Annotated in this window: 15 protein-coding genes; 4 read left to right on the forward strand and 11 right to left on the reverse strand. The window is 61.7% G+C overall.

Features of this window, described 5'->3' with window-relative positions; translation table 11 throughout:
* Nucleotides 1-6: 6 nt before the first annotated feature.
* The 4 genes from ACN0SO_RS19190 to ACN0SO_RS19205 all read right to left on the reverse strand — a co-directional run bounded on the left by ACN0SO_RS19190 (nt 7) and on the right by ACN0SO_RS19205 (nt 4,819).
* Entirely contained in the window at nt 7-876 is an 870-nt protein-coding gene (locus tag ACN0SO_RS19190) for an ABC transporter permease (protein ID WP_417680337.1), read from the reverse strand.
* Nucleotides 876-1,997 carry an ABC transporter ATP-binding protein gene (locus ACN0SO_RS19195; RefSeq protein WP_417680338.1) on the reverse strand — a complete coding sequence of 374 codons (1,122 nt, stop codon included), beginning with the start codon at nt 1,995-1,997 and terminating at the stop codon, nt 876-878. The genes ACN0SO_RS19190 and ACN0SO_RS19195 overlap by 1 nt, the downstream gene beginning before the upstream one ends.
* 125 nt (nt 1,998-2,122) lie before the next feature.
* Nucleotides 2,123-3,199: an extracellular solute-binding protein gene (locus ACN0SO_RS19200; protein ID WP_417680339.1), complete on the reverse strand. Its 1,077-nt coding sequence runs from the start codon at nt 3,197-3,199 to the stop codon at nt 2,123-2,125.
* A gap of 147 nt (nt 3,200-3,346) precedes the next feature.
* Nucleotides 3,347-4,819, reverse strand: a complete 1,473-nt coding sequence (locus tag ACN0SO_RS19205) for a PLP-dependent aminotransferase family protein (protein ID WP_417680340.1) — start codon at nt 4,817-4,819, stop codon at nt 3,347-3,349.
* Between the two features lie 127 nt (nt 4,820-4,946).
* Between ACN0SO_RS19205 and ACN0SO_RS19210 the strand changes: the two genes are divergently transcribed.
* From ACN0SO_RS19210 to ACN0SO_RS19220, 3 genes are all read left to right on the forward strand, one after another.
* Nucleotides 4,947-6,053 (forward strand): mandelate racemase/muconate lactonizing enzyme family protein, encoded by a 1,107-nt coding sequence (locus tag ACN0SO_RS19210; RefSeq protein WP_417680341.1) that lies wholly within the window; start codon nt 4,947-4,949, stop codon nt 6,051-6,053.
* 2 nt (nt 6,054-6,055) lie between these two features.
* Nucleotides 6,056-7,549: an aldehyde dehydrogenase family protein gene (locus ACN0SO_RS19215; RefSeq protein ID WP_417680342.1), complete on the forward strand. Its 1,494-nt coding sequence runs from the start codon at nt 6,056-6,058 to the stop codon at nt 7,547-7,549.
* A gap of 178 nt (nt 7,550-7,727) precedes the next feature.
* On the forward strand, nt 7,728-8,036 hold the full coding sequence (locus tag ACN0SO_RS19220; RefSeq protein WP_417680343.1) for a hypothetical protein: 309 nt from the start codon (nt 7,728-7,730) through the stop codon (nt 8,034-8,036).
* A 21-nt stretch (nt 8,037-8,057) separates the two neighbouring features.
* On the opposite strand, the gene ACN0SO_RS19225 is transcribed toward ACN0SO_RS19220, so the two are convergent.
* The 7 genes from ACN0SO_RS19225 to ACN0SO_RS19255 form a co-directional block, all read right to left on the reverse strand.
* Entirely contained in the window at nt 8,058-10,424 is a 2,367-nt protein-coding gene (locus ACN0SO_RS19225) for a TRAP transporter permease (protein WP_417680344.1), read from the reverse strand.
* A gap of 139 nt (nt 10,425-10,563) precedes the next feature.
* On the reverse strand, nt 10,564-11,622 hold the full coding sequence (locus tag ACN0SO_RS19230; protein ID WP_417680345.1) for a TAXI family TRAP transporter solute-binding subunit: 1,059 nt from the start codon (nt 11,620-11,622) through the stop codon (nt 10,564-10,566).
* 53 nt (nt 11,623-11,675) lie between these two features.
* Complete coding sequence (locus ACN0SO_RS19235; RefSeq protein ID WP_417680346.1) at nt 11,676-13,364, reverse strand: sulfatase-like hydrolase/transferase; 1,689 nt, start codon at nt 13,362-13,364, stop codon at nt 11,676-11,678.
* A 234-nt stretch (nt 13,365-13,598) separates the two neighbouring features.
* Complete coding sequence (locus tag ACN0SO_RS19240; RefSeq protein WP_417680347.1) at nt 13,599-14,507, reverse strand: LysR substrate-binding domain-containing protein; 909 nt, start codon at nt 14,505-14,507, stop codon at nt 13,599-13,601.
* A gap of 132 nt (nt 14,508-14,639) precedes the next feature.
* Nucleotides 14,640-16,085, reverse strand: a complete 1,446-nt coding sequence (locus ACN0SO_RS19245; RefSeq protein ID WP_417680348.1) for an aldehyde dehydrogenase — start codon at nt 16,083-16,085, stop codon at nt 14,640-14,642.
* A 53-nt stretch (nt 16,086-16,138) separates the two neighbouring features.
* Nucleotides 16,139-16,618: a MarR family winged helix-turn-helix transcriptional regulator gene (locus ACN0SO_RS19250; RefSeq protein WP_417680349.1), complete on the reverse strand. Its 480-nt coding sequence runs from the start codon at nt 16,616-16,618 to the stop codon at nt 16,139-16,141.
* A gap of 494 nt (nt 16,619-17,112) precedes the next feature.
* Complete coding sequence (locus ACN0SO_RS19255) at nt 17,113-17,589, reverse strand: MarR family winged helix-turn-helix transcriptional regulator (protein ID WP_417680350.1); 477 nt, start codon at nt 17,587-17,589, stop codon at nt 17,113-17,115.
* A gap of 176 nt (nt 17,590-17,765) precedes the next feature.
* Here ACN0SO_RS19255 and ACN0SO_RS19260 point away from each other — a divergent pair, with 176 nt between their 5' ends.
* Complete coding sequence (locus ACN0SO_RS19260) at nt 17,766-19,700, forward strand: FAD-binding monooxygenase (RefSeq protein WP_417680351.1); 1,935 nt, start codon at nt 17,766-17,768, stop codon at nt 19,698-19,700.
* Nucleotides 19,701-19,930 lie beyond the last annotated feature (230 nt).

Genomic DNA, 19,930 nt, shown 5'->3' on the forward strand with positions numbered 1-19,930 from the left:
TCCTCCTCAGCTCTTCGCAACGGTGTTGGCGAGCGTCTGGCCGCTCAGCTTCAGACCGAGCCAGATGACGACCGACGTGAACAGAAGCAGCAGCATGCCGAAGGCCGCGCCTGCCTCCCAGTTGAAGCGGGTGATGAACTGGTTGTAGATCTGTTCGGTGAACCAGCTGGAATTCTTGCCGCCGAGCAGGATGGGCGTGAGGTAGGAACCGGCGGTCAGCATGAAGACCACGATGCAGCCGGAGACGATGCCGGGCATGGCATAGGGAATGATGATCCGGCGCAGGACTGTAAAGCCGTTGCCGCCGAGATTGTAGCCGGCCTCGATCATGGAATTGTCCATGCCGTCGAGGGTGGAGACCAGCGGCACGATCATGAACAGGATGACCGTGTAAACAAGGCCGATGATGACGGTGACATCGTTGTAGAGGAACTCGATCGGCTGATCGACGAGGCCGGCCCATTGAAGAAACGACGAGATGACGCCGGTTTCCCGCAAGAGCAGGATCCAGCCGTAGGCGCGGATCAGGTCGCTCACCCAAAGCGGGATCAGGCAGAGCAGGAACAGGGCGCCGCGGGTGCGGTTGCCGGCGAGCTTGGCGATGTAATAGGCGATCGGAAAGCCGATCAGCAGCGCCAGTGCGGTCACCAGCAGCGACATGGAACCGGTGCGCAGCAGGGTGTTCCAGTAGATCGGCTCGTTCAGAAAGTCCATGTAGTTGCCGAAGCCGAATTCATAGACCCTGGGCGCGACCTTCTCGCGAAGGGACAGCGCGATGATTCCGATATGGGGCAGGACGATCAGCAGAATGATCCAGAGCGCGAACGGGGCGAACAGCAGGATCAGCGCAAGACGCCTGAAATCTTTCTGCTGCATCAGGCCGATCCTTCGGCTGCAAAGCACATGGCCTGCCGGGACGACCAGAACAGGCAGACCTCTTCGCCCGGTTTCAGATCGTCGTGGCCGGTCAGGGTGACATCGGCCTCGATCAGTTCGCCCCTGGAACTGCGGACGAGAACCCGGCTGTTGGCGCCGTTGAACAGCAGACTGTCGACGGTGCCGTCCATGCGGTTGTCGGCGTCACCGGGAACGCTGTCGGCCGCGGACCGGCGGACGGTATGGATGAATTCCGGGCGAATGAAGACGTTGACGGCTGTGCCTTCTGGAATTTTCTTGCCACCTGCGGCGGTGAAGGTCATCTGGAGACCCTGATCGGTCTCGACCGTTCCGCCGCTGCCGTCGCTTGCCTTGACCTTGCCGGACCAGCGGTTGCTGTCGCCGACGAAGCCGGCGACGAAGGCGGTCTCGGGGTGATGGTAAAGTTCCTGGGGTGTGCCGATCTGCTCGAAACGGCCCTGGTTCATGATCGCCACATGGTCGGACATGACGAGGGCTTCCGACTGATCGTGGGTGATGTAGATGAAGGTCGTGTTGAACTGGTGCTGAAGCTGCTTGAGCTCGATCTTCATGGCTTCGCGCAATTTCAGGTCAAGCGCGCCGAGCGGTTCGTCGAGCAGGAGCACGTCCGGATCGAGCACCATGCAGCGCGCGATGGCGATGCGCTGCTTCTGGCCGCCGGAAAGCTGATGGATTTCGCGCTCCCCCACATCGGGCAGGGCGATCCGTTCCAGGACGTCCTGCACCTTGGCCTTGATCTCGGCGTTCTTCACGCCGTTGCAGCGCAATCCGTAGGCGATGTTCTCAAAGACGTTCATCATCGGAAACAGCGCGAGGTGCTGGAACACCATCTTGACGTTGCGCTTGTTGGGCGGGGTGCCGAGCACCGATCGGCCCTTGATCCGGATGTCACCGCTTCCCGGCTCCTCGAAGCCCGCGATCATGCGCATCAACGTGGTCTTGCCGCAGCCGGACGGGCCGAGAATGGAAAAAAAGGAACCGCTTGGAATATTGAAGGAGACGCCTTTGACGGCGCGAATGGGCCCGAAGGATTTGGTGATATCAATGCACTCAAGATCGTACGTCGGGGTATTCGTCATGGGGTCTCGCTGGCCTGAAATCAGAATTTTAGAAGTCCGTACCCTTTAGGCGGACCGGGGGATGCCACCTGCGGGCGGCATCCCCCATTTTTGGAGGTCATCCGGATCGTTACCGGACCCCGGTCTTATCCGCCGGTCGCCGCCTTGATCTTCTCAAGGGTACGGCCTTCCATGTCCTCCACACCGGGAGGAATGTTGGCGAAGAATTTCAGGTTGTCGATATCCGCATCGGTGAAGGCGGCGTTCACGGCAGCCTTCTTGTCGTCAGGCAGCAGATCCTTGGCGCCCTTGACGGAGGCCATCGAGCCGGTGCTGGCGGACATGATCTTCACGTTTTCCGGACGCAGCACGAAGTTGATCCACTTGTAGGCGGCGTCATCGGCCTTGCCCTTGCGGGGAAGAGCGAAGGTATCGATCCAGGCAAGCGCGCCGGTTGCCGGCGGAACGAAGACGATGTTGCTGTTCTGGGCATAGAGCTTGTAGGCGGTGGAGTCCCAGGTCTCAGAAGCCACGATTTCCCCCGACAACATCATGGCGGACAGGTCGTCGCCGCTGTTCCAATAGGCCTTGATGTTGTCCTTGCAGGCGATCAGCTTGTCCGCGACCTTGTCGAGGATGGTCTGATACTTGTCGAGATCCGCATAGGCCGCGAACGGGTCGTCGCCCATGGCGAATGCCGTGCCGAGCAGGATCGTGCGCTTCAGGCGCATCGAGGTCTTGCCCTTGTACTTCGGATCGCACAGGTCGCCCCAGCCCTTGACATCGGGGGCCGCGGACTTGTCGGCCATCAGGCCGGACGTGCCCCACTGGTGCGGCACGGCGTAGACTTCGCCGTCGATCGTCGTGTTGGCTTTCACGCCTTCAAGCAGCTTGGGCTGCATGACACTGGTGTCGATCTTGGACAGATCGAGCGGCTTGTAGATGTCGTATTCCAGCTGGGCCGCGTAGATGCGGTCGTGGCTCGGCTGGGCAAGGTCGAAGCCGGCACCGCCGGTGGCCCGAAGCTTGGCGATCATTTCCTCGTTGTTGGAAAAGGTCACCTCGACATCGATATCCGGATACTCGGCTTCGAATTTCTGGATCAGTTCTTCCGGCGCATATGACCCCCAGGTCAGAAGCCGCAGGGTTTCAGCGTGTGCGGAACCTGCTCCCGCCAGTATGGTTGCAGCCAGAAGCCCGGCTACGGTCGTCTTGATCGACATTGCTTTCTCCCTCCAATGCAATCGACACCGATAATTTCATCTCATCAATATTTACGGCAATGAGAAAAGCTTAGGTGGCAATTGGACTGTGAAATATATCCATTGCAGATATTTTTTCAGACCAATTCCGGGGCCGGCTGTTCACGATCAGGAGAGGACCCTGCGAAGGGTTTCGATCCCCTTGCGGATGTCGTCGGGCGGCGTGCTGCCGAAGCCGAGGACAACCCCCTTTTGCGCGATCGGCGTCATGGCGTAGCGGCCGAGGCTGGCGGTGACGACCCCGGCCTCGCCGGATTTGCGCACCACGTCTCGCTCCGACAGGCCGTTCTTCAGAAAGCCGACCGCATGAAAACCGCTGCGGGTCGGCTGCACATCGATCCGGCCTTCCAGTTGGCGGGCGGCGTCGAGCAGGGTGTCGTGGCGCTCCTTGTAGATCTGGCGCATGGTCCGGATGTGGGTGGCGAACATGCCTTCATCCATGAAGTCGGCGACGATCGCCTGGGTCGCCGTCGGAACACCGCTCTGCCAGGCGCTGTAGACACGCTTGAAGCTGTCGACCAGACCGGCCGGAGACAGGATGAAGCCGAGCCGCAGGGACGGGAACAGCGATTTGGAAAACGTGCCGACATAGATGACGCGTTCCTGGGTGTCGATGCTCTTCAATGTCGGCGGCGGCTGGTCGCCGTAATAGAATTCGCCGTCATAATCGTCCTCGACGATCATGGCTTCCGCGTCCTTGGCCGCCTGCAGCAGTGCCAGCCGGCGGCTCAGGCTCATCACATGACCGAGCGGCTGCTGATGCGAGGGGGTGACGAAGGCCAGGCGGAAATAGGGGGCCTTTTCCAGGCCGTCATGAACGCAGATCCCCTGCTCGTCGACGGGAACCGGGACAAGCTTGGCGCCGGCGGCGATAAAGGCGTTGCGGGCACCGATCGCGCCGGGATTTTCGAACCAGACCGCTTCGCCCGGGTTTACCAGCATGGAACTGATCAGCGAGAAGGCATGCTGGGCGCCGTTAACGATGAAGATCTGGTCCGGGGCGCACTTGATGCCGCGCGATGCATTGAGCTGCTGGGCGATGGCTGTTCGCAAACGGCCGTAGCCGAAGGCTTCGCCGTAGCCTGTGACATGGTCCCGGTCCTTGCGCCAATGGCGGGCGGACAGCTTGGCCCACTGGGCCATGGGAAAGGCGTCGAGCGCCGGCAGCGCGGTGATGAAGGGCGCAGACTTGTGCGGCAGGCGGCTGCGCGGGGAAAACTCCGGCACCGCGTGGATCGCCGCGTGGGAGAGGCGCGGTTCGGCAATCTGTCCCTTCGAACCGCTCGGGGCTGCGGCCAGTTTCTGCTGGGCCGCCAGGGCCGGGCTGACATAGGTGCCCGCACCGACGCGGGGCTCCAGAAGGCCCTCGGAGACGAGACGGTCGATGGCGTCGATCACTGTCGTTCGCGACACGCCGAGTTCCTGCGCCAGAGTCCGTGTGGCAGGCATTCGGTCGCCGGGGCTGAGGCCGCCGGACAGCAGGAGTTCCCTGAGCCCCATATAGAGCTGGACCGATTTCCGCCGGTCGGAGGCGTCGTCGATCCGGATCGACGAGAGAACGGCACCGGCATGTCGTTTCATGGCAGGCTCGCAAATTGGTATGACAGTTTCCCCAAAACGGATCTACTAACAGGGCCAATTCTGGCTAGCTTTGCAAGCCCGAGTTGCCGAGCCGCTGGAATTTGCGTGCCAGAAACGTGGACCGACCATGAAAATTCGTTCGATAGAAACCTTCACCGACCCGTTCGTCTGCTTCGTCCGCGTGACCTCGGACACGGGCGCTCAAGGGTGGGGACAGGTAGCGCCTTACTACGCCGATATCACGGCGCAGGTGATCCATCGGCAGGTCGCGCCCTATGCGCTCGGACAGGACGCCTTCGACATCGCCTCCCTGATGGAAAGCATTCCGGAGAAGGAACACAAGTTCCCCGGATCCTATCTGCGCCGGGCCATGGGCGGGCTGGATACCGCGCTCTATGACCTGCGCGGCAAGCTGGAAGGCAAGCCGGTGTGCGAACTGCTCGGCGGTACGCCGGGCAGGGTGCGGGCCTATGGATCGTCCATGAAGCGGGACATCACGCCGGAAGACGAGGTTAGCCGGCTGAAAAGGCAGCAGGATCAATTCGGTTTCACGGCCTTCAAGTTCCGAATCGGTGCCGAATGCGGCCACGATCAGGACGAGTGGCCGGGCCGGACCGAAGCCATCGTTCCGGGCATGCGCAAGGCGTTTTCAGACGAGACCCAGCTCATGGTCGATGCCAACTCCTGCTATTCGCCGGCCAAGGCGATCGAGGTCGGACGGTTCCTGGAAGACAACGGCATTTCCCATTACGAGGAGCCGTGCCCCTATTGGCATTACGACCAGACCAAGCAGGTGACCGATGCCCTCGACATCGACGTAACCGGCGGCGAACAGGACTGTTCCCTGGTCGACTGGAAACGGATGATCGATGGCCACGTGGTCGATATCATCCAGCCGGACGTGTGTTATCTCGGCGGCATGCTGCGCACGATGAAAGTGGCGCAGATGGCCCATGAGGCCGGCATTCCCTGCACGCCGCATTCGGCCAACCTGTCGCTGGTGACGCTGTTCACCATGCACCTGCTGCGCGCCATACCGAACCCGGGCAAGTATCTGGAATTCTCCATCGAGGAAGGGGACTACTATCCCTGGCAATACGGCCTGTTCGCATCCGATCCCTATGAGGTCACCGACGGCCATGTGACCGTTACAGATGCGCCGGGCTGGGGCGTGGAGATCCATCCGGAGTGGCTTGCGAAATCCACCTATCAGATCAGCGAGGTCGAAGCGTGATCATGTCGACAGCAGAAACGCTCGCCGCCGAAGTTCTCAAGACCGGTACGCTTGCCGGGCTTCCCGACGGCCACTTCATCGACGGCGAATTTACCCGCCCGTCCCATAACCAGAGCATGGAAAGTTTCGACCCCGGAAGAGGTGAAGCCTTTGCGACCTTTGCCGCCGGAACCAGGGCGAATGTGGATCAGGCGGTGGAAAGCGCGCGCCGGGCCTTTGAGAACGTGTGGCGGGACACGGCGCCGGTGGAACGCGCCCGCATTCTGCAGCGGGCATCCGGGTTGATTCTGGAAAACATCGACCGGCTCGCCGTCGCCGAGAGCCTCGACAGTGGCAAACCGCTCAACGAGGCGCTGGGCGATGTGCGCGGGGCGGCGCGGTGTTTCGAGTATTACGCCGGTGCCTGCGACAAGCTTCAGGGCGACAGCTTTCCGCTGGCTCCCGATTATCTGGGCTATTCGATCCATGAGCCGGTCGGCGTGACCGCGCATATCATTCCGTGGAACTATCCGATCTCGACGACGGCGCGCGGCCTCGCGCCGGCCCTCGCCGCCGGCTGTACGGTGGTGGCGAAGCCAGCGGAACAGACGCCGTTTACCGCCCTGCTGCTGGCGGAGATCCTGGTTCAGGCCGGTCTTCCGGACGGGGTGTGCAATGTGGTGACGGGAACGGGCGCGGACGTCGGTGCGCCGCTGACGAGCCATCCGGATGTCGACCACATCACCTTCACCGGGTCCGTTACGACCGGTCAGGCGGTGATGACCGCCGCAGCGCGCGAGGTCACGCGCGTCGTTCTGGAATTGGGCGGAAAATCGCCCGTGGTCATTCTGGATGATTGCAACCGGGACCAGGCGCTGGACGGGGTGATGGGCGCGATCTTCGAGAATGCCGGTCAGATCTGTTCCGCCGGCTCCCGGCTCGTCATCGAACGGGGTATTCATGACCAGTTCGTGGAGGAACTGGTCAGGCGGACCAAGACGCTGAAACTGGGGCATGGCCTGCGCAATCCGGATATGGGGCCGGTGAATTCGGCCGCACACCTGGAGAAGATCGCCGGCTTCGTCGATCGGGCCCGCGCCAACGGTTCCGATATTGCCGTCGGCGGCGCCGTGGCCGCGGATCCTGAAACGGGCAAGGGCTGGTTCTATGAGCCGACCATCATCGACAGGGCCGCGCAAATCGACGAGGTGGTCCGGGAGGAAATCTTCGGGCCGGTTCTGACCGTGCAGGTGGCCGATGATGCCGATCATGCGCTGACACTTGCCAACGATAGTCAGTACGGACTTGTCGCGGGCATCTACACAAGCGATTTCGCCAAAGCGCACCAGCTCGCCCGCAGGATCGACGCGGGTCAGATCTTCATCAACGAGTATTTTGCCGGCGGCATCGAAGTGCCCTTCGGCGGCAACAAGAAATCCGGTTTCGGCAGGGAAAAGGGGATCGAGGGCATCAAGTCCTATTGCAAGACCAAGAGCATCGCCGCCCGCATCGCATAAAAGGGTTGGCCGGCCTTTTTGAGCGGCCGGCCATTCAGGTTTCCCCGGCAGTGAAAAAGCTGAAATTGCGCCCGAAATTCGCCACAACAGTCTGTATTTTACGCGCGTTCTCAACACGAAATCCGGTTAACCGGCGTAATAAGGCTTTGGATATATGCGGGCTCGGGCACTCTTCAGTTTGGCACCCTTCTTTCTTGTCGGCGGCTTTCTGCCTCTTTCCGCGGCAGCTTTGGAATTGAACCCGACCCAGACCGAAATCAACGCCTTTCTCAAGGCTGACACGAACAAGGACCGGGTCCTGACGCCACAGGAATTCCGGACGTTCATTCAGGCCATGGCCAGTTCCGGTTCGAAAACGGCGAAGAAGATCCGTTTCCTGCGCGCCTACGGCTACGCCTTTTCCATCGCGGATACCAACCGGGACGGTGTTGCCACGCCCCACGAGATGCGGGCTGCCGACAATTCGCACGGGGTCGGCAGCAAGTGAGCTGAAGCTTTACCGGAAAACCTACGCCTGATCGGTCAGCGCCAGCTTCTGGTGCGACCGCGCCGAAATCCAGTGCCAGCCGAGATAAAGGGCCGCGACGGCCAAAGCCGGCAGTGCAATCATGGGATCGCGCATCAGGACGAGCACGGCCAATCCCAACCGCAGGATAACTTCGGCGCCCCCCATCCTTCTGGCATCGAAGCGGGCCAGGGCGCTTGAGAGGAAATAAAGCGCCACCGCCAACCGGGCGAGGACGAAAATCAGACCGGCCCAATCGATCCCGGACGTGTAGCCGGTTATGAACTCCGCGCTGCCGGCGGTTGCGCCCGGATCGAGCTTGGCGGCATCGATGAGCAGCAGCTCCGGATAAAAGGCAAAGACGAACGGCAGCACGAACATCACGATGCCGGAGCGCACCGCCGAAAAGCCGGTCGTCATAGGATCGGCTCGCGTAATCGAGGCGGCGGCAAAGGCGGCCACCGCCACCGGTGGTGTAATCGCCGACGCCACCGCGAAGAAGAAAATGAACATGTGTGCGGTGAAGGTGGCGATTCCCAGACCGATGATCATCGGTCCCATCAGCAGAGCCACGTTGATATAGGCCGGCACCGTCGGCATACCCATGCCGAGCAGGATCGCAAGCAGCATGGTCACGACCAGCGCCAGGAACAGGAACACGCCGCCGGACTGGAGTTCGGCTCCGAAGCTGCGCAGGACGTTCAGCATGTCGCGGGCGATGAAACCGGAAAGCCCGGTGAAGTTGAGGCAGAAGTCGATCACCGAGACCGCCAGGAACATCAGGTAGAGGGTGCTGATGAGAATGCCGGCGTCGGAAAAGGCCTTGAGCAGCTTGGACGGCTGTTTGCGGATGTCCTTGTCGAGGAAGAACAGGACGGCCAGCAGCGCGGTCGCCCACCAGCCCGCGGAGCCCGCATCGCCGGCGGAGTTCTGGATGAGCAGGAACAGCCAGGGGAGGTGTTCCGCCCGGCAGGTGCCGTTCTGCACGATGGTCTCGATGCCGATCAGAGAGGCGATGGGGCCGCAACCGATCGCTTCCTTGGGCGTGATCAGCAGGAACAGGATCAGGAGGATCGGCGCCACGATCATGATCAGGTGGATCCAGTCGTCGCGGGTCAGCTTCATGTCGGCGGTCAGTTCGCCGACCGCCTGAATGCCCTGCTTGCGGGCCTGGAAGACGACGGAGAGGAACAGGCAGCCGAAATAGGCGAGCGCGGGGATGACGGCGGCGATGATCACTTCCCGGTAGGGGACGACCGTCATCGCCGAGAGCACGAAGGCGGCAACCCCCATCACCGGCGGCATGATCTGCCCGCCGCTGGAGGCAGCCGCCTCGACGCCTCCGGCAAACACCTTGGAGAATCCGCGCTTCAGCATCATCGGAATAGTCAGGACGCCTGTGGACAGCACGTTGACGACCGGTCCGCCGGAGATGGTGCCGAACATGGCAGACGATACGATGGCCGCATGGGCCGGCCCGCCGCGCAGCCGCCGTGTGCACAGGAAGGCGATCTTGATCAGCGACTGGCCGCCGGCGGAAATGCCGAACAGGGAGCCGAGCACGATATAGGGGAAGACGGTGTTCAGCAGGATGCCCATGAACCGGCCGAGCAGCCCTTGCGCGTTGTTGACCAGAATGTCCTCGACATTGGGCCGCCCGTCCATCAGCAGCCTGGGTTCGCCGCCCAGCTTGGTGATCAGGTACTTGTTCATGTCGTCTGCGCCGAAGACGTACCAGATCAGGACCGTGATCATTGTGTAGGCGGCAATGGCGATTGCGACGGCGACCAGCGGGAAGCCCCAGACCCTCACGTTATAGGCAAGGAACACCGTGATCGCGCCGCCGACGACCGCAAAGATCCAGATGCCGAGATTGTTGATGCAGGCCGGATCGTCGACGCTGGTCGGGACGGGCAAGCCGTAGAGTTTGGCGAATTCCTTTTCTTCCTGCAATGCTTTGGCGATCAGCCGGGCGCGTTCGCCGGTGAACTGGTCGACCAGGCAAACGGAATCGATTTCGATCAGATAGGACAGGGCGATAATGATGGCGGTGGCCACCAGGGCGATGTCCATCGCCAGAGAAAGGGTCTTGTAAAGCGGGCTGCGGTTGATGGCGCTGCGATAGAAGGAATGCTTCAGCGCGACCACCGTCATCATGATGACGAAGGCGAGCGGATAGAGGTACTCGTAAGGGTACTTGCGGATCGCGAAATTCGGATTGTCCGTCAGGTTCTGGAAGAACGCATCCAGTCCGGGAATGGACGGGATCGTGTTCATCAGGCCGATGGCGACCAGCACCAGGCCGAGTGCGGCCGCAAGCCGGTCCGGCTTGCCAAACAAGGGTTGCGATTGTTCCGTTTCAGCGTTCATGTCCGGGCCCTGTCGCCGTTCGCTCTGGCGTGATGACGCGATATGTGCCGGGCGGGGATGCCGGTTTTCCGGTTACCGCCGCCCGTAAAATCAACTGAGAAAAGAGGCGGGGATTATCGCTCCCCGCCGCCGGTTGCCATTATTTGGCGCAATCCGGGATCGTGTATCCGGCCTCTTCCCAGGCCTCGACGGCTCCGGGATGGTATTTCAGCGACAGGGCTCCGCAGAAACCGGAGTTGCTTGCATCCAGAACACCGACATTGATGTTCTTCGCATAAGGCGCCTTGGCCTTGAGCTCGTCCATCGACTTGATGTAAGAGGCGGTGATCGCCTTGGCGGTTTCGTTGCTCATATCCTTGTTGACGACGTCGGCAAACGCGGTTCCCATGCCGCGGAAGGTCTCGTCTTCGGAGATCAGGGTCACACCCTGGTCGTTGCCGTAACCCATATCTTCCCACTTCACAACGATCGGCACGTTTCCGGGCGCCTTGAGCAGTCTCTGAAACGCTTCGCCTTCAAAGATCTCTTTCGGCGTGGACACGATGTTCACATTGCCGGCGGACAGGGCCACGGTAACGCGTTCCGACGGGAAGGTCAGCGGTACCACGAAGGCATCCGCGGATCCGTCGACAAGGATGTTTGCAAGCTGCCCCCAGTTGGCCTGCATTCCCTTGTAGTCCTCGCCGTCCTTGTAACCGGCGGCCATCTGGATCGCCTGGCGGGCGTTAACGAGTGCCGCGCCGCGGGGCGGTCCGTTGAACACGGTCTTGTTCTTCAGGTCGGTCCATTTCTCGATATTCGAACTGGTATGGGCAATCAGACCGTAGGCCCCGGCGTTATAGGGATAGAGCGCCCGAAGGTTCGCGGCGAGCTTGGCACCGTTGTCACCCTGCTTGGAGTAAGGCCCGCGGCCTTTCTCCAGGAGGAAATGCAGCACGATCGGCATGGCGGCGATGTCGGTCTTGCCCTCGGCCACGTTCTGGATCGAGTTGGTAAGCGTCTGACCTTCCTGCACCTGCAGGCTGGCGATGCCGTCGCGGCCGAGAACGTCGGCCAGATGCAGAATCGACAAATGCGGCGAATTCCCCGGGCTCGAGGTTTCGGCGGTCAGGTTGGCCTGGGCAAAGGCTGCGCCGGTTCCGAGGGCAATCATGGCGGCGCAGGAAAATGCGCCGAACGCCCGTCTGGTCAGTGTCATCATGTTTTCCTCCCAATGATGAATTGTCGTCGTTTTCTTCGTTTTGCCCGCGTTTATTCGCCGGCTTCTTTATATGGCTCCCTGCGGTCTTCCGCCTTCCGTCCCACGTATTTGGCGGATATCGGCGGAGGAACGTCACCTTCATCGACGATGCCGATCAGGACACCCTTCGCGGAGCCCTTGGTCCGGCTGTCGATGAACTGGCTTCTGGACATGGTGGTCCGTTGTGAAGGCCGTCGCGCCCAGGTAAACAGCTTGTCATAAAGCTCGTCGATCACCGGCTGCAGCTGTTCGCTTTCTCCGAGGTCGACCAGTTCGCCGGGGTCGTTCTTCAGGTCGAACAGCATCGGCCGGAAACCGCCGTCGAAGTGGATCAGCTTCCAGTTCTTGTTGGCCACCATGAACATGCGCGCCTCCGCCGGGTCGAGGCCGAGCTTTCCGGCGAGCGGGCTTGCGGAATAGTCGTATTCGCAGATGACATGGTCGCGGAGCGGGCCTTCCTGGGTGCCGTGCAGGATCGGCATCAGCGACTCACCTTCCAGGATGTGGTCGACGGCGGCGACATCGCCGCCTGCGGCCTGCAGAAAGGTCGGCAGCAGGTCGATGCATTCGACCAGCTCATCGCAGACCGTGCCGCGGGTGGCATCGGCCTCTGCGGACGGATCATAGATGATCAGCGGCACCTTCGTGGAGGCGTCCTGGAAGAAGGTTTTTTCGCCGAGCCAGTGATCGCCGAGGAAATCGCCATGATCGGAGGTCACCACGATCATCGTGTCGTCCATCCGCCCGGTCTTTTCCAGCCAGTCGAACAGTACGCCCATCTGATCGTCGCACTGCTTGATCAGGCCCATGTAGGCTTTCAGCACCTTTTCGCGGATGTCATCGCGCGAGAACGCCCGGCCGACCGGTGCCATCATGAAACCCTTGAAGACGGGGTGAGCGTTGTCGAATTCCTCCTGGCTCCGGACTGCGGGAAGGAAGTCGTCCGGCCCGTACATGTCGTGATAAGGCGCCGGCACGATATAGGGCCAATGCGGCTTGATATAGGACAGGTGGCAGCACCAGGGCTGATCGCTTTTTTCTTCGATGAATTCCATTGCGCGCCGGGTCAGGTAGGGCGTTTCGCTGTCCTGTTCGGCGATGTTGGCCGGTTCGTCCGAGTTCTTCAGGAACCATCCGGACAGAACATTGCCGTCGTCGTCGATCCCGGAATTGGCATAGTCGTGCCAGGGATTGTCGCTGTCATAGCCTTTGCCGCGGAGATATTCGTTGTACTTGAGCGCACCGCCCGGATCGTAGAGACCTTCCGGACCTTCCGGACGCATGCCGTCGTCGCGCTCGTAGATGTCGAAGCCGCATTCGGCGACGCGGGCGCCGATGGCGCTGTCGGGTTCCAGGCCGAGGCGGCGCATGCCTTCCGCATCCGCGGCCATGTGGGTCTTGCCGACCAGCCAGCAACCCATGCCGTTGTCACGCAGATAGTCGCCCATGGTCCGCTCGCCGACTTTCAGCGGCACCATGTTCCAGGACGCGCCATGGCTGTGCACGTAGCGGCCGGTGTAGGTGGACATGCGCGACGGGCCGCACAGCGGCGACTGGATATAGGCACGGTCGAACCGAACGCCCCGTTGCGCCAGCCGGTCGATATTCGGTGTCTTCAGATGCGGATGACCATAACAACTCAGATAATCCCAGCGCAGCTGGTCGAACATGATGAACAAAATGTTCCTGGTCTTCCGCATGACCCCTCCTGGTCTCATGGCATGCACCGACGGTCATGCCGCAATCTGAAAAGGGAAGAAAGCCAGCCGGAACAAAACCATCCGAGCACACAAGTGCCGGATGGAGCTGTAATACCGCTTGTCCTCCCGCGGGCTTCTGTGAGCCTTTCAGATCAACCTAACCTCTGATGCCCACGCACGATAATAGAGATATCGTCCGCAATATAACAAATCTGTTATGAGAAATTTCCACGCTCAGGCATATGCGCGGGCTTCCTCGCGCAGGATGTTCACCAGTTGAGCGGCGGCGGGAGAGAGGTCGCGTCCGGTCATGAAGGACAGGCCGACCGACCCGATCAGTTCCTCGCCGTGAATGTCGAGGACGACGAACTGGCCATTGGCAAGTTCCTGGCGGACCGCCCCCAGCGGCATGCAGGCCACCGCATCCTGGGCGGCAAGAAAAGCCCTGGTGAATTCGAACGAAACCGTCTCGATCTTGTTGGAGAATTCGGCCATGCCCCTGCCGATTGTGAACTTGCTGAGTTCCCGCCGGATGATCGTGTTCGGCTGAGGGACGACGACCAGTTCCCGGTCGATGTCGTCCAGGGTGAGATTGGGAACGTCGGCAAGCGGATGACCCTTGCGGGCAACGAAGACCAGCGCTTCGGAGTAAAGATGCTCGAAACTGACGCCGGCCATATGCTCCAGCGACGGCAGGCGACCCACCATGCAGTCGATGTCGCCCTGGCGCAGCCGGTCGGCGATCTCCGCGACATTGGCCCAGTAGAGCCTGACATCGATATCCGGCGCGACCTCCTTGAACCTGGAAACGGCCTTGGGGACGAGGGTTCGAGCGACGTTCGGCAGCATCCCGACGGAAACCGTGTGCTGTTGCTCGTATCCGCCTGCCAGCTGAATGCCCCGTTCGATCTGGGACATGCCGGTGAGCGCGTGACGGCGGAGCGTTTCTCCGGCCTGGGTCGGGACAAGACCCTTGGCGGTGCGCTCGAACAGGGGCTGGCCCAGCTCGGCCTCAAGCTCGCGCAAGGTGCGCGACAGCGCCGGCTGTACCGTGTTGAGCGAGGCGGCGGCCTTGGTCACCGAGCCGTGTTCGGCCACGCTCAGGAAGCAGCGGATGTGACGCAGACGGACTCGGTTGGGCATTTTCATGCCGCAAGATCAACCCGAATGGATCGCCCGGTCAATCCGGGCGGGTGTGAAATCGGGCGATTGTCAAAAAGAAGCGGGCCGGTGCCCGGTAAGGCTCCGGCCCGCCGCTCATTTTTTTGGCCCCGATCAGAACGGGTAGTGCTGATGCGGATCCTCGATGGTGATCCAGCGCAGGTCGGTGAACTGGTCGATGGCCGCCTTGCCGCCGAACCGGCCGTAGCCGGATGCGCCCACGCCGCCGAACGGCATCTGCGCCTCGTCGGCAACCGTCGGGCCGTTGATGTGGCAGATGCCGGAATGGATCTGCTTGGCGACGTCCATCGCACGCATGATGTCCTTGCCGAAGACGGCGGCCGACAGGCCGTATTCGGTGTCGTTGGCAACGGCGATGGCTTCCTCGGTGGACTTCACGCGGATGATCGGTTTGACCGGACCGAAGGATTCTTCGTTGTAGATGCGCATGTCGCTGGAGACATTGTCGACGACGGTCGCCTGGACGATGGTGCCGTCACGGCCGCCGCCTGCGAGGACCTTGGCGCCCTTGGCCTTGGCGTCTTCCAGGAACGCGTCCATGCGTTCGGCCGGCGCCAGGTCGATCAGGGAGCCCAGCACCACATGTTCGCGCGGATTGCCGGCCGGCAGGCCGGAGGCCTTGGCGGCGAGCTTTGCGACGAATTCGTCGGCGACCTTTTCATCGACGATGATCCGCTCGGTGGACATGCAGATCTGGCCCTGGTTCATGTAGCAGCCGAAGGCAGCCGCATTGACCGCGGCATCGATGTCGGCATCGTCGAGAACCAGCATCGGGTTCTTGCCGCCCAGTTCCAGAAGCGCGGGTTTCAGGTGGCGGCCGGCGAGTTCGCCGATGATCCTGCCGACGCGGGTGGAGCCGGTGAAGTTGACGCGCTTGACCGCCGGGTGGGCAATCAGCGCTTCCACGATCTGCGGCGCGTCTTCCGGAGCGTTGGTGACGACATTGACCACGCCCTTGGGCAGGCCGGCCTCATTCATGCACGCGCCGATCAGGCGGTGGATGCCGGGGCAGAGTTCGGAGGCCTTCAGAACGACGGTGTTGCCGCAGGCAAGCGGCATGGCGATCGCCCGGGTGCCGAGGATGACGGGGGCGTTCCACGGCGCCATGCCGAGAACGACGCCGGCCGGCTGGCGGATGCCCATGGCCAACGAGCCCGGCTTGTCGGACGGGATCACTTCCCCGCCGACCTGGGTGGTCATGGATGCGGCCTCGCGCAGCATCTGGCTGGCGAGCATGACGTTGAAGCCGCCCCAGATCGCGGTCGAACCGGTTTCCTCCACGACGAGCCGCATAAACTCGTCCTTTTTCGCCGCCAGCGTTTCGGAGGCCTTCAGGAGCAGGGTGCGGCGCTCGTTCGGGCCGATCCTGGACCAGGCCGGGAAGGCGGCCGCGGCGGCGTCGACGGCCGCAACGGCGTCTGCGACGGTCGCCGCCGGTGCGGTGGTGGCGGGGGCACCGGTCACCGGATCGTTCCGGGTGAAGGTCGCTCCGCCGGTTGCGCCAACCGGCTCTCCGTTGATGAGCATGTCGATTTTCATGGAAACCTCCTTGGTGGTTTTGTTGTTGCCTGGTGGCGCGTTCGGAGCACGCCTCAGGTCAGGTTTTTGACGATTTTCTTGAGCAGATCGAGAAGCTCGGCCTTGCGGTCGCCGACGATGTCATCGAGCTTCCGATCATGTTCCTCTGCGTGGGCCAGGAGGGACGCGAGCACCTCTTCGCCCGCTGGCGTGAGCCGCAGGTGTGCCCGGCGCCGGTCGGTCTCCGATGGCGTCCGGGTGATCAGGCCTTCGCGCAGCAGGGTCTGGACCAGGGGTGTCACTGACGACTTGTCGCGCGCGATCGCCCGGCTCAATTCCATCTGGGTGATGCCGGGATTTTCATGAATCAGCATCATGGCGGCGAAACGGCCTGGCCCCAGATGCGGCTTGCCGACGCGCTGGGCATAGGTCTGGAACGAGGCGTCCTGAGCCAGGCGCAGATTGAAACCGATGAAGTTTTCCAACGGGCCCAGGCGGATTTTTCCGTCACGTTCCGACGGTGCTGCGTCGGTCGGTTCGTTCGTCTCGCTCATACGCTCATTCCTCCATCGGCGATTGGCATGGCGCCGGTCGTAAGCCGCCCCGGCCAGAAGCAAGATAGAGGATGGGTCCGGGATTTCATCCGGGTTGCCATGGCGGTCGGGCGGAACGATCCAGTTGAGGAATTCGGTGCCGTCCCGTCCGATTTCCTTGTCCGGGCCTTTTCCGGGGACGTCTCAGACGAAATTGCCAGCGGTCGCGATCCAATCATGTGACGGAAAACCCATTTGCCCGAGGTTTGGTCTGTTATGGTTTGAATTCAAACTATATCGCACAGGAATTGCACACAGTCACCTAATTAGTTTGCTCTCAAACTTTTTCCAGGCCCCGCCTGGCTCTGCTGGTGGCGGCCGAGACCGCGCCGCCGGTGATCTTCGGGACTTCGGGGCAATCGACCGTGATCCGGAATGCTTTTCGGGGAAGCTCAGGCGCCGATATAGGACATGTGCGGCCGTGGGCGGGTCCGTCCGAATTTTGAGGCCGTATCTTATTTGTCCTGGTCGGGTTTCGCCGCCTTCAGGGGCGCCCGGCTGAGATCGTTGAGGGCGGAGGTTGCCTTCTCAAGGAGACGCATGAACTCGTCCCGTTCGGTTTCGCTCAAACCGCTCATCATGATCTTCTGGGTTTCCAGGACGGCCGGCTGGATCTTTTCAAGCGCGGCGCGCCCTTCCCTTGTGATTTCCAGAACACGGGCGCGGCGATCCGTCTCGCTGACCTCGCGGGACAGGAAGCCCTTCTGCACCAGACGGTCGACCACGCCGGTGATGGTGGTGCGGTCATAGGCGATCAGGCCGGCGAGCGTCGCCTGGTCGATGCCGGGATGAGTGTTGACCTTGGACAGGGCCGCATACTGCACGGATGTCAGATCGAAGCCGGCCGCGCTGACTTCCGCATGAAAGATCGCGACTGAGATCTGCTGCAACCGGCGGATCAGGTGCCCCGGCATTTCCTCGATTTGTTGCACGGCCGTCTCCAAAAATCGGCTTGACGAATTGACAAGCCACAAATAGTTAGCATACTGATCATCAGTATACGGACTATATGATCCGCAGGAAAGGTTTTGTTTGAGCAAGGCCGGAACAAAGTCAAGCCCGGCGCCGGACGGAAGCTGCAGCGCCAGAAAATTTGGAGGAAACGCACATGCAATTTCATTTGAACGGTTTCACCACCGGCGATCCGGAAGTCCTGAAGCAGACCGAAGATGCTGCCTATCTGGCGAATACGGACACCCTTCCCGAAGAAGTCGATGTGCTGATCGCCGGCTGCGGCCCGGCAGGTCTCGCGCTTGCCGCCCAGCTCTCCAAATTCCCGGACATCAAGACCCGGATCGTGGAGCCGAAGGAGGGGCCGCTGACCCACGGCCAGGCGGACGGGATCGCGTGCCGGACGATGGAAATGTTCCAGGCGTTCAATTTCGCCGAAAAGATCGCCAAGGAAGCCTGCTGGATTTCCGAAGTCACCTTCTGGAAGCCGGATGAGGCCGACCGCACGAAGATCACCCGCGGGGATCGCATTCAGGATGTCGAGGACGGCCTGTCGGAGTTTCCGCATGTGGTGCTGAACCAGGCGCGCGTCCATGACAATTACTTGGACGTGATGCTGAATTCGCCGAACCGCCTGGTGCCGAATTATTCACGCAAAGTGACGGACGTGAAGGTCGTCAACGGCGGCTCCAACGACGCCTATCCGGTCACCGTGACCCTGGAGCGGGTAGATGACGCCCACAAGGGCGAGATCGAAACGGTAAAGGCCAAATACGTGGTCGGCTGCGACGGCGCGCGCAGCGCCGTGCGGACCGCGATGGGCCGTTCGCTCAAGGGGGAAGCCGCGCACCAGGCCTGGGGCGTGATGGATATTCTCGCCGAGACCGATTATCCGGACATTCGCATGAAGTCGGTGATCCAGTCGGCCGAAGAAGGCAGCCTCCTGATCATTCCGCGCGAGGGCGGCTACCTGTTCCGCGTCTATGTGGAGCTCGACAAGCTCGCCGAAGACGAACGTGTCTCCAACAAGAACATTACCCTCGATTACCTCATCGACGCCGCCAACCGGATCATGAGCCCTTACACTCTCGACGTGAAAGAGGCCGCCTGGTGGTCGGTTTATGAAATCGGTCACCGCATCTGCGACAAGTTCGACGACGTGCCGGCCGAAGAGGTAGCCACCCGCCTGCCGCACGTGTTCATCGCCGGCGATGCCTGCCACACCCACAGCCCGAAGATGGGCCAGGGCATGAACGTCTCCATGCAGGATACGTTCAATCTCGGATGGAAACTCGCCTATGTGCTCCAGGGCCGCTCCGGCCCCGAACTGCTGCACACTTATTCCGCCGAGCGTAAGGCGATTGCACAGGACCTGATCGACTTCGACAGCGCCTGGGCCAGGGTGCTGAGCACGCCGATCAAGTCTGCGGAAAACCCGGACGGGATCGAGCCGGAGGATGTCCGGAAGCATTTCCAGCAGATCGGCCGCTATACGGCGGGTGTCGCGACCGTCTACACACCGTCTGTGCTGACCGGCGAGTCCACGCACCAGGATCTGGCGAAAGGCTTCACGATCGGCTCGCGTTTCCATTCCGCGCCGGTCATCCGGCTCGGCGATGCCAAGCCGATGCATCTGGGCCATACGGTGGAGGCCGACGGCCGCTGGCGCATCTTTGCCTTCGGCAACCGGGAAGATCCGACGGGGGCTTCCTCGAAGATCCGCGCCCTGTGCGACTTCCTGGAACAGTCGCCGGAGTCGCCGGTGGTCAAATACACCGCCAAGGATGCCGACCTCGACAGCGCGATCGATGTCCGCGCCGTGTTCCAGCAGTACTTCCGCGATCTGGAACTGGAAGCCATGCCGTCGATGCTCCTGCCGAAGAAGGGCAAGTACCGGCTGACCGACCGGGAGAAGATGTTCTGCGCCGACGTGAAGAGCGGCAACGACATTTTCGACATGCGCGGCATCGACCGGGACAAGGGCTGCATCGTCGTCGTCCGTCCGGACCAGTATATCTCCCATGTGCTGCCGCTCAATGCCTATCAGGATCTCGCCGCCCTGTTCGACGGGTTTCTGCTGCCGAGGAATTGAGTCCAAGGAGCGTCACCCCGGGCGAACGCAGTGAGATCCGGGGCCCACTCGTTTCCAGAGCCTTTGTGCGCCGATCAAAGCTGCGGCATGTGGCTCTGCGAGTAGGTCCCGGATCTCCGCTTCGCTGCGTCCGGGATGACAGCCTGTGGGTGAGGGCAACGCGGTACCCACACTTCGTCATTCCAGACAAATGCAGCGAAGCTGCGTGCAGATCTGGAATGACGGGAGGA

The sequence above is a fragment of the Roseibium sp. genome, from assembly GCF_048260565.1.
In the GTDB taxonomy this organism is placed as follows: Bacteria; Pseudomonadota; Alphaproteobacteria; order Rhizobiales; family Stappiaceae; genus Roseibium.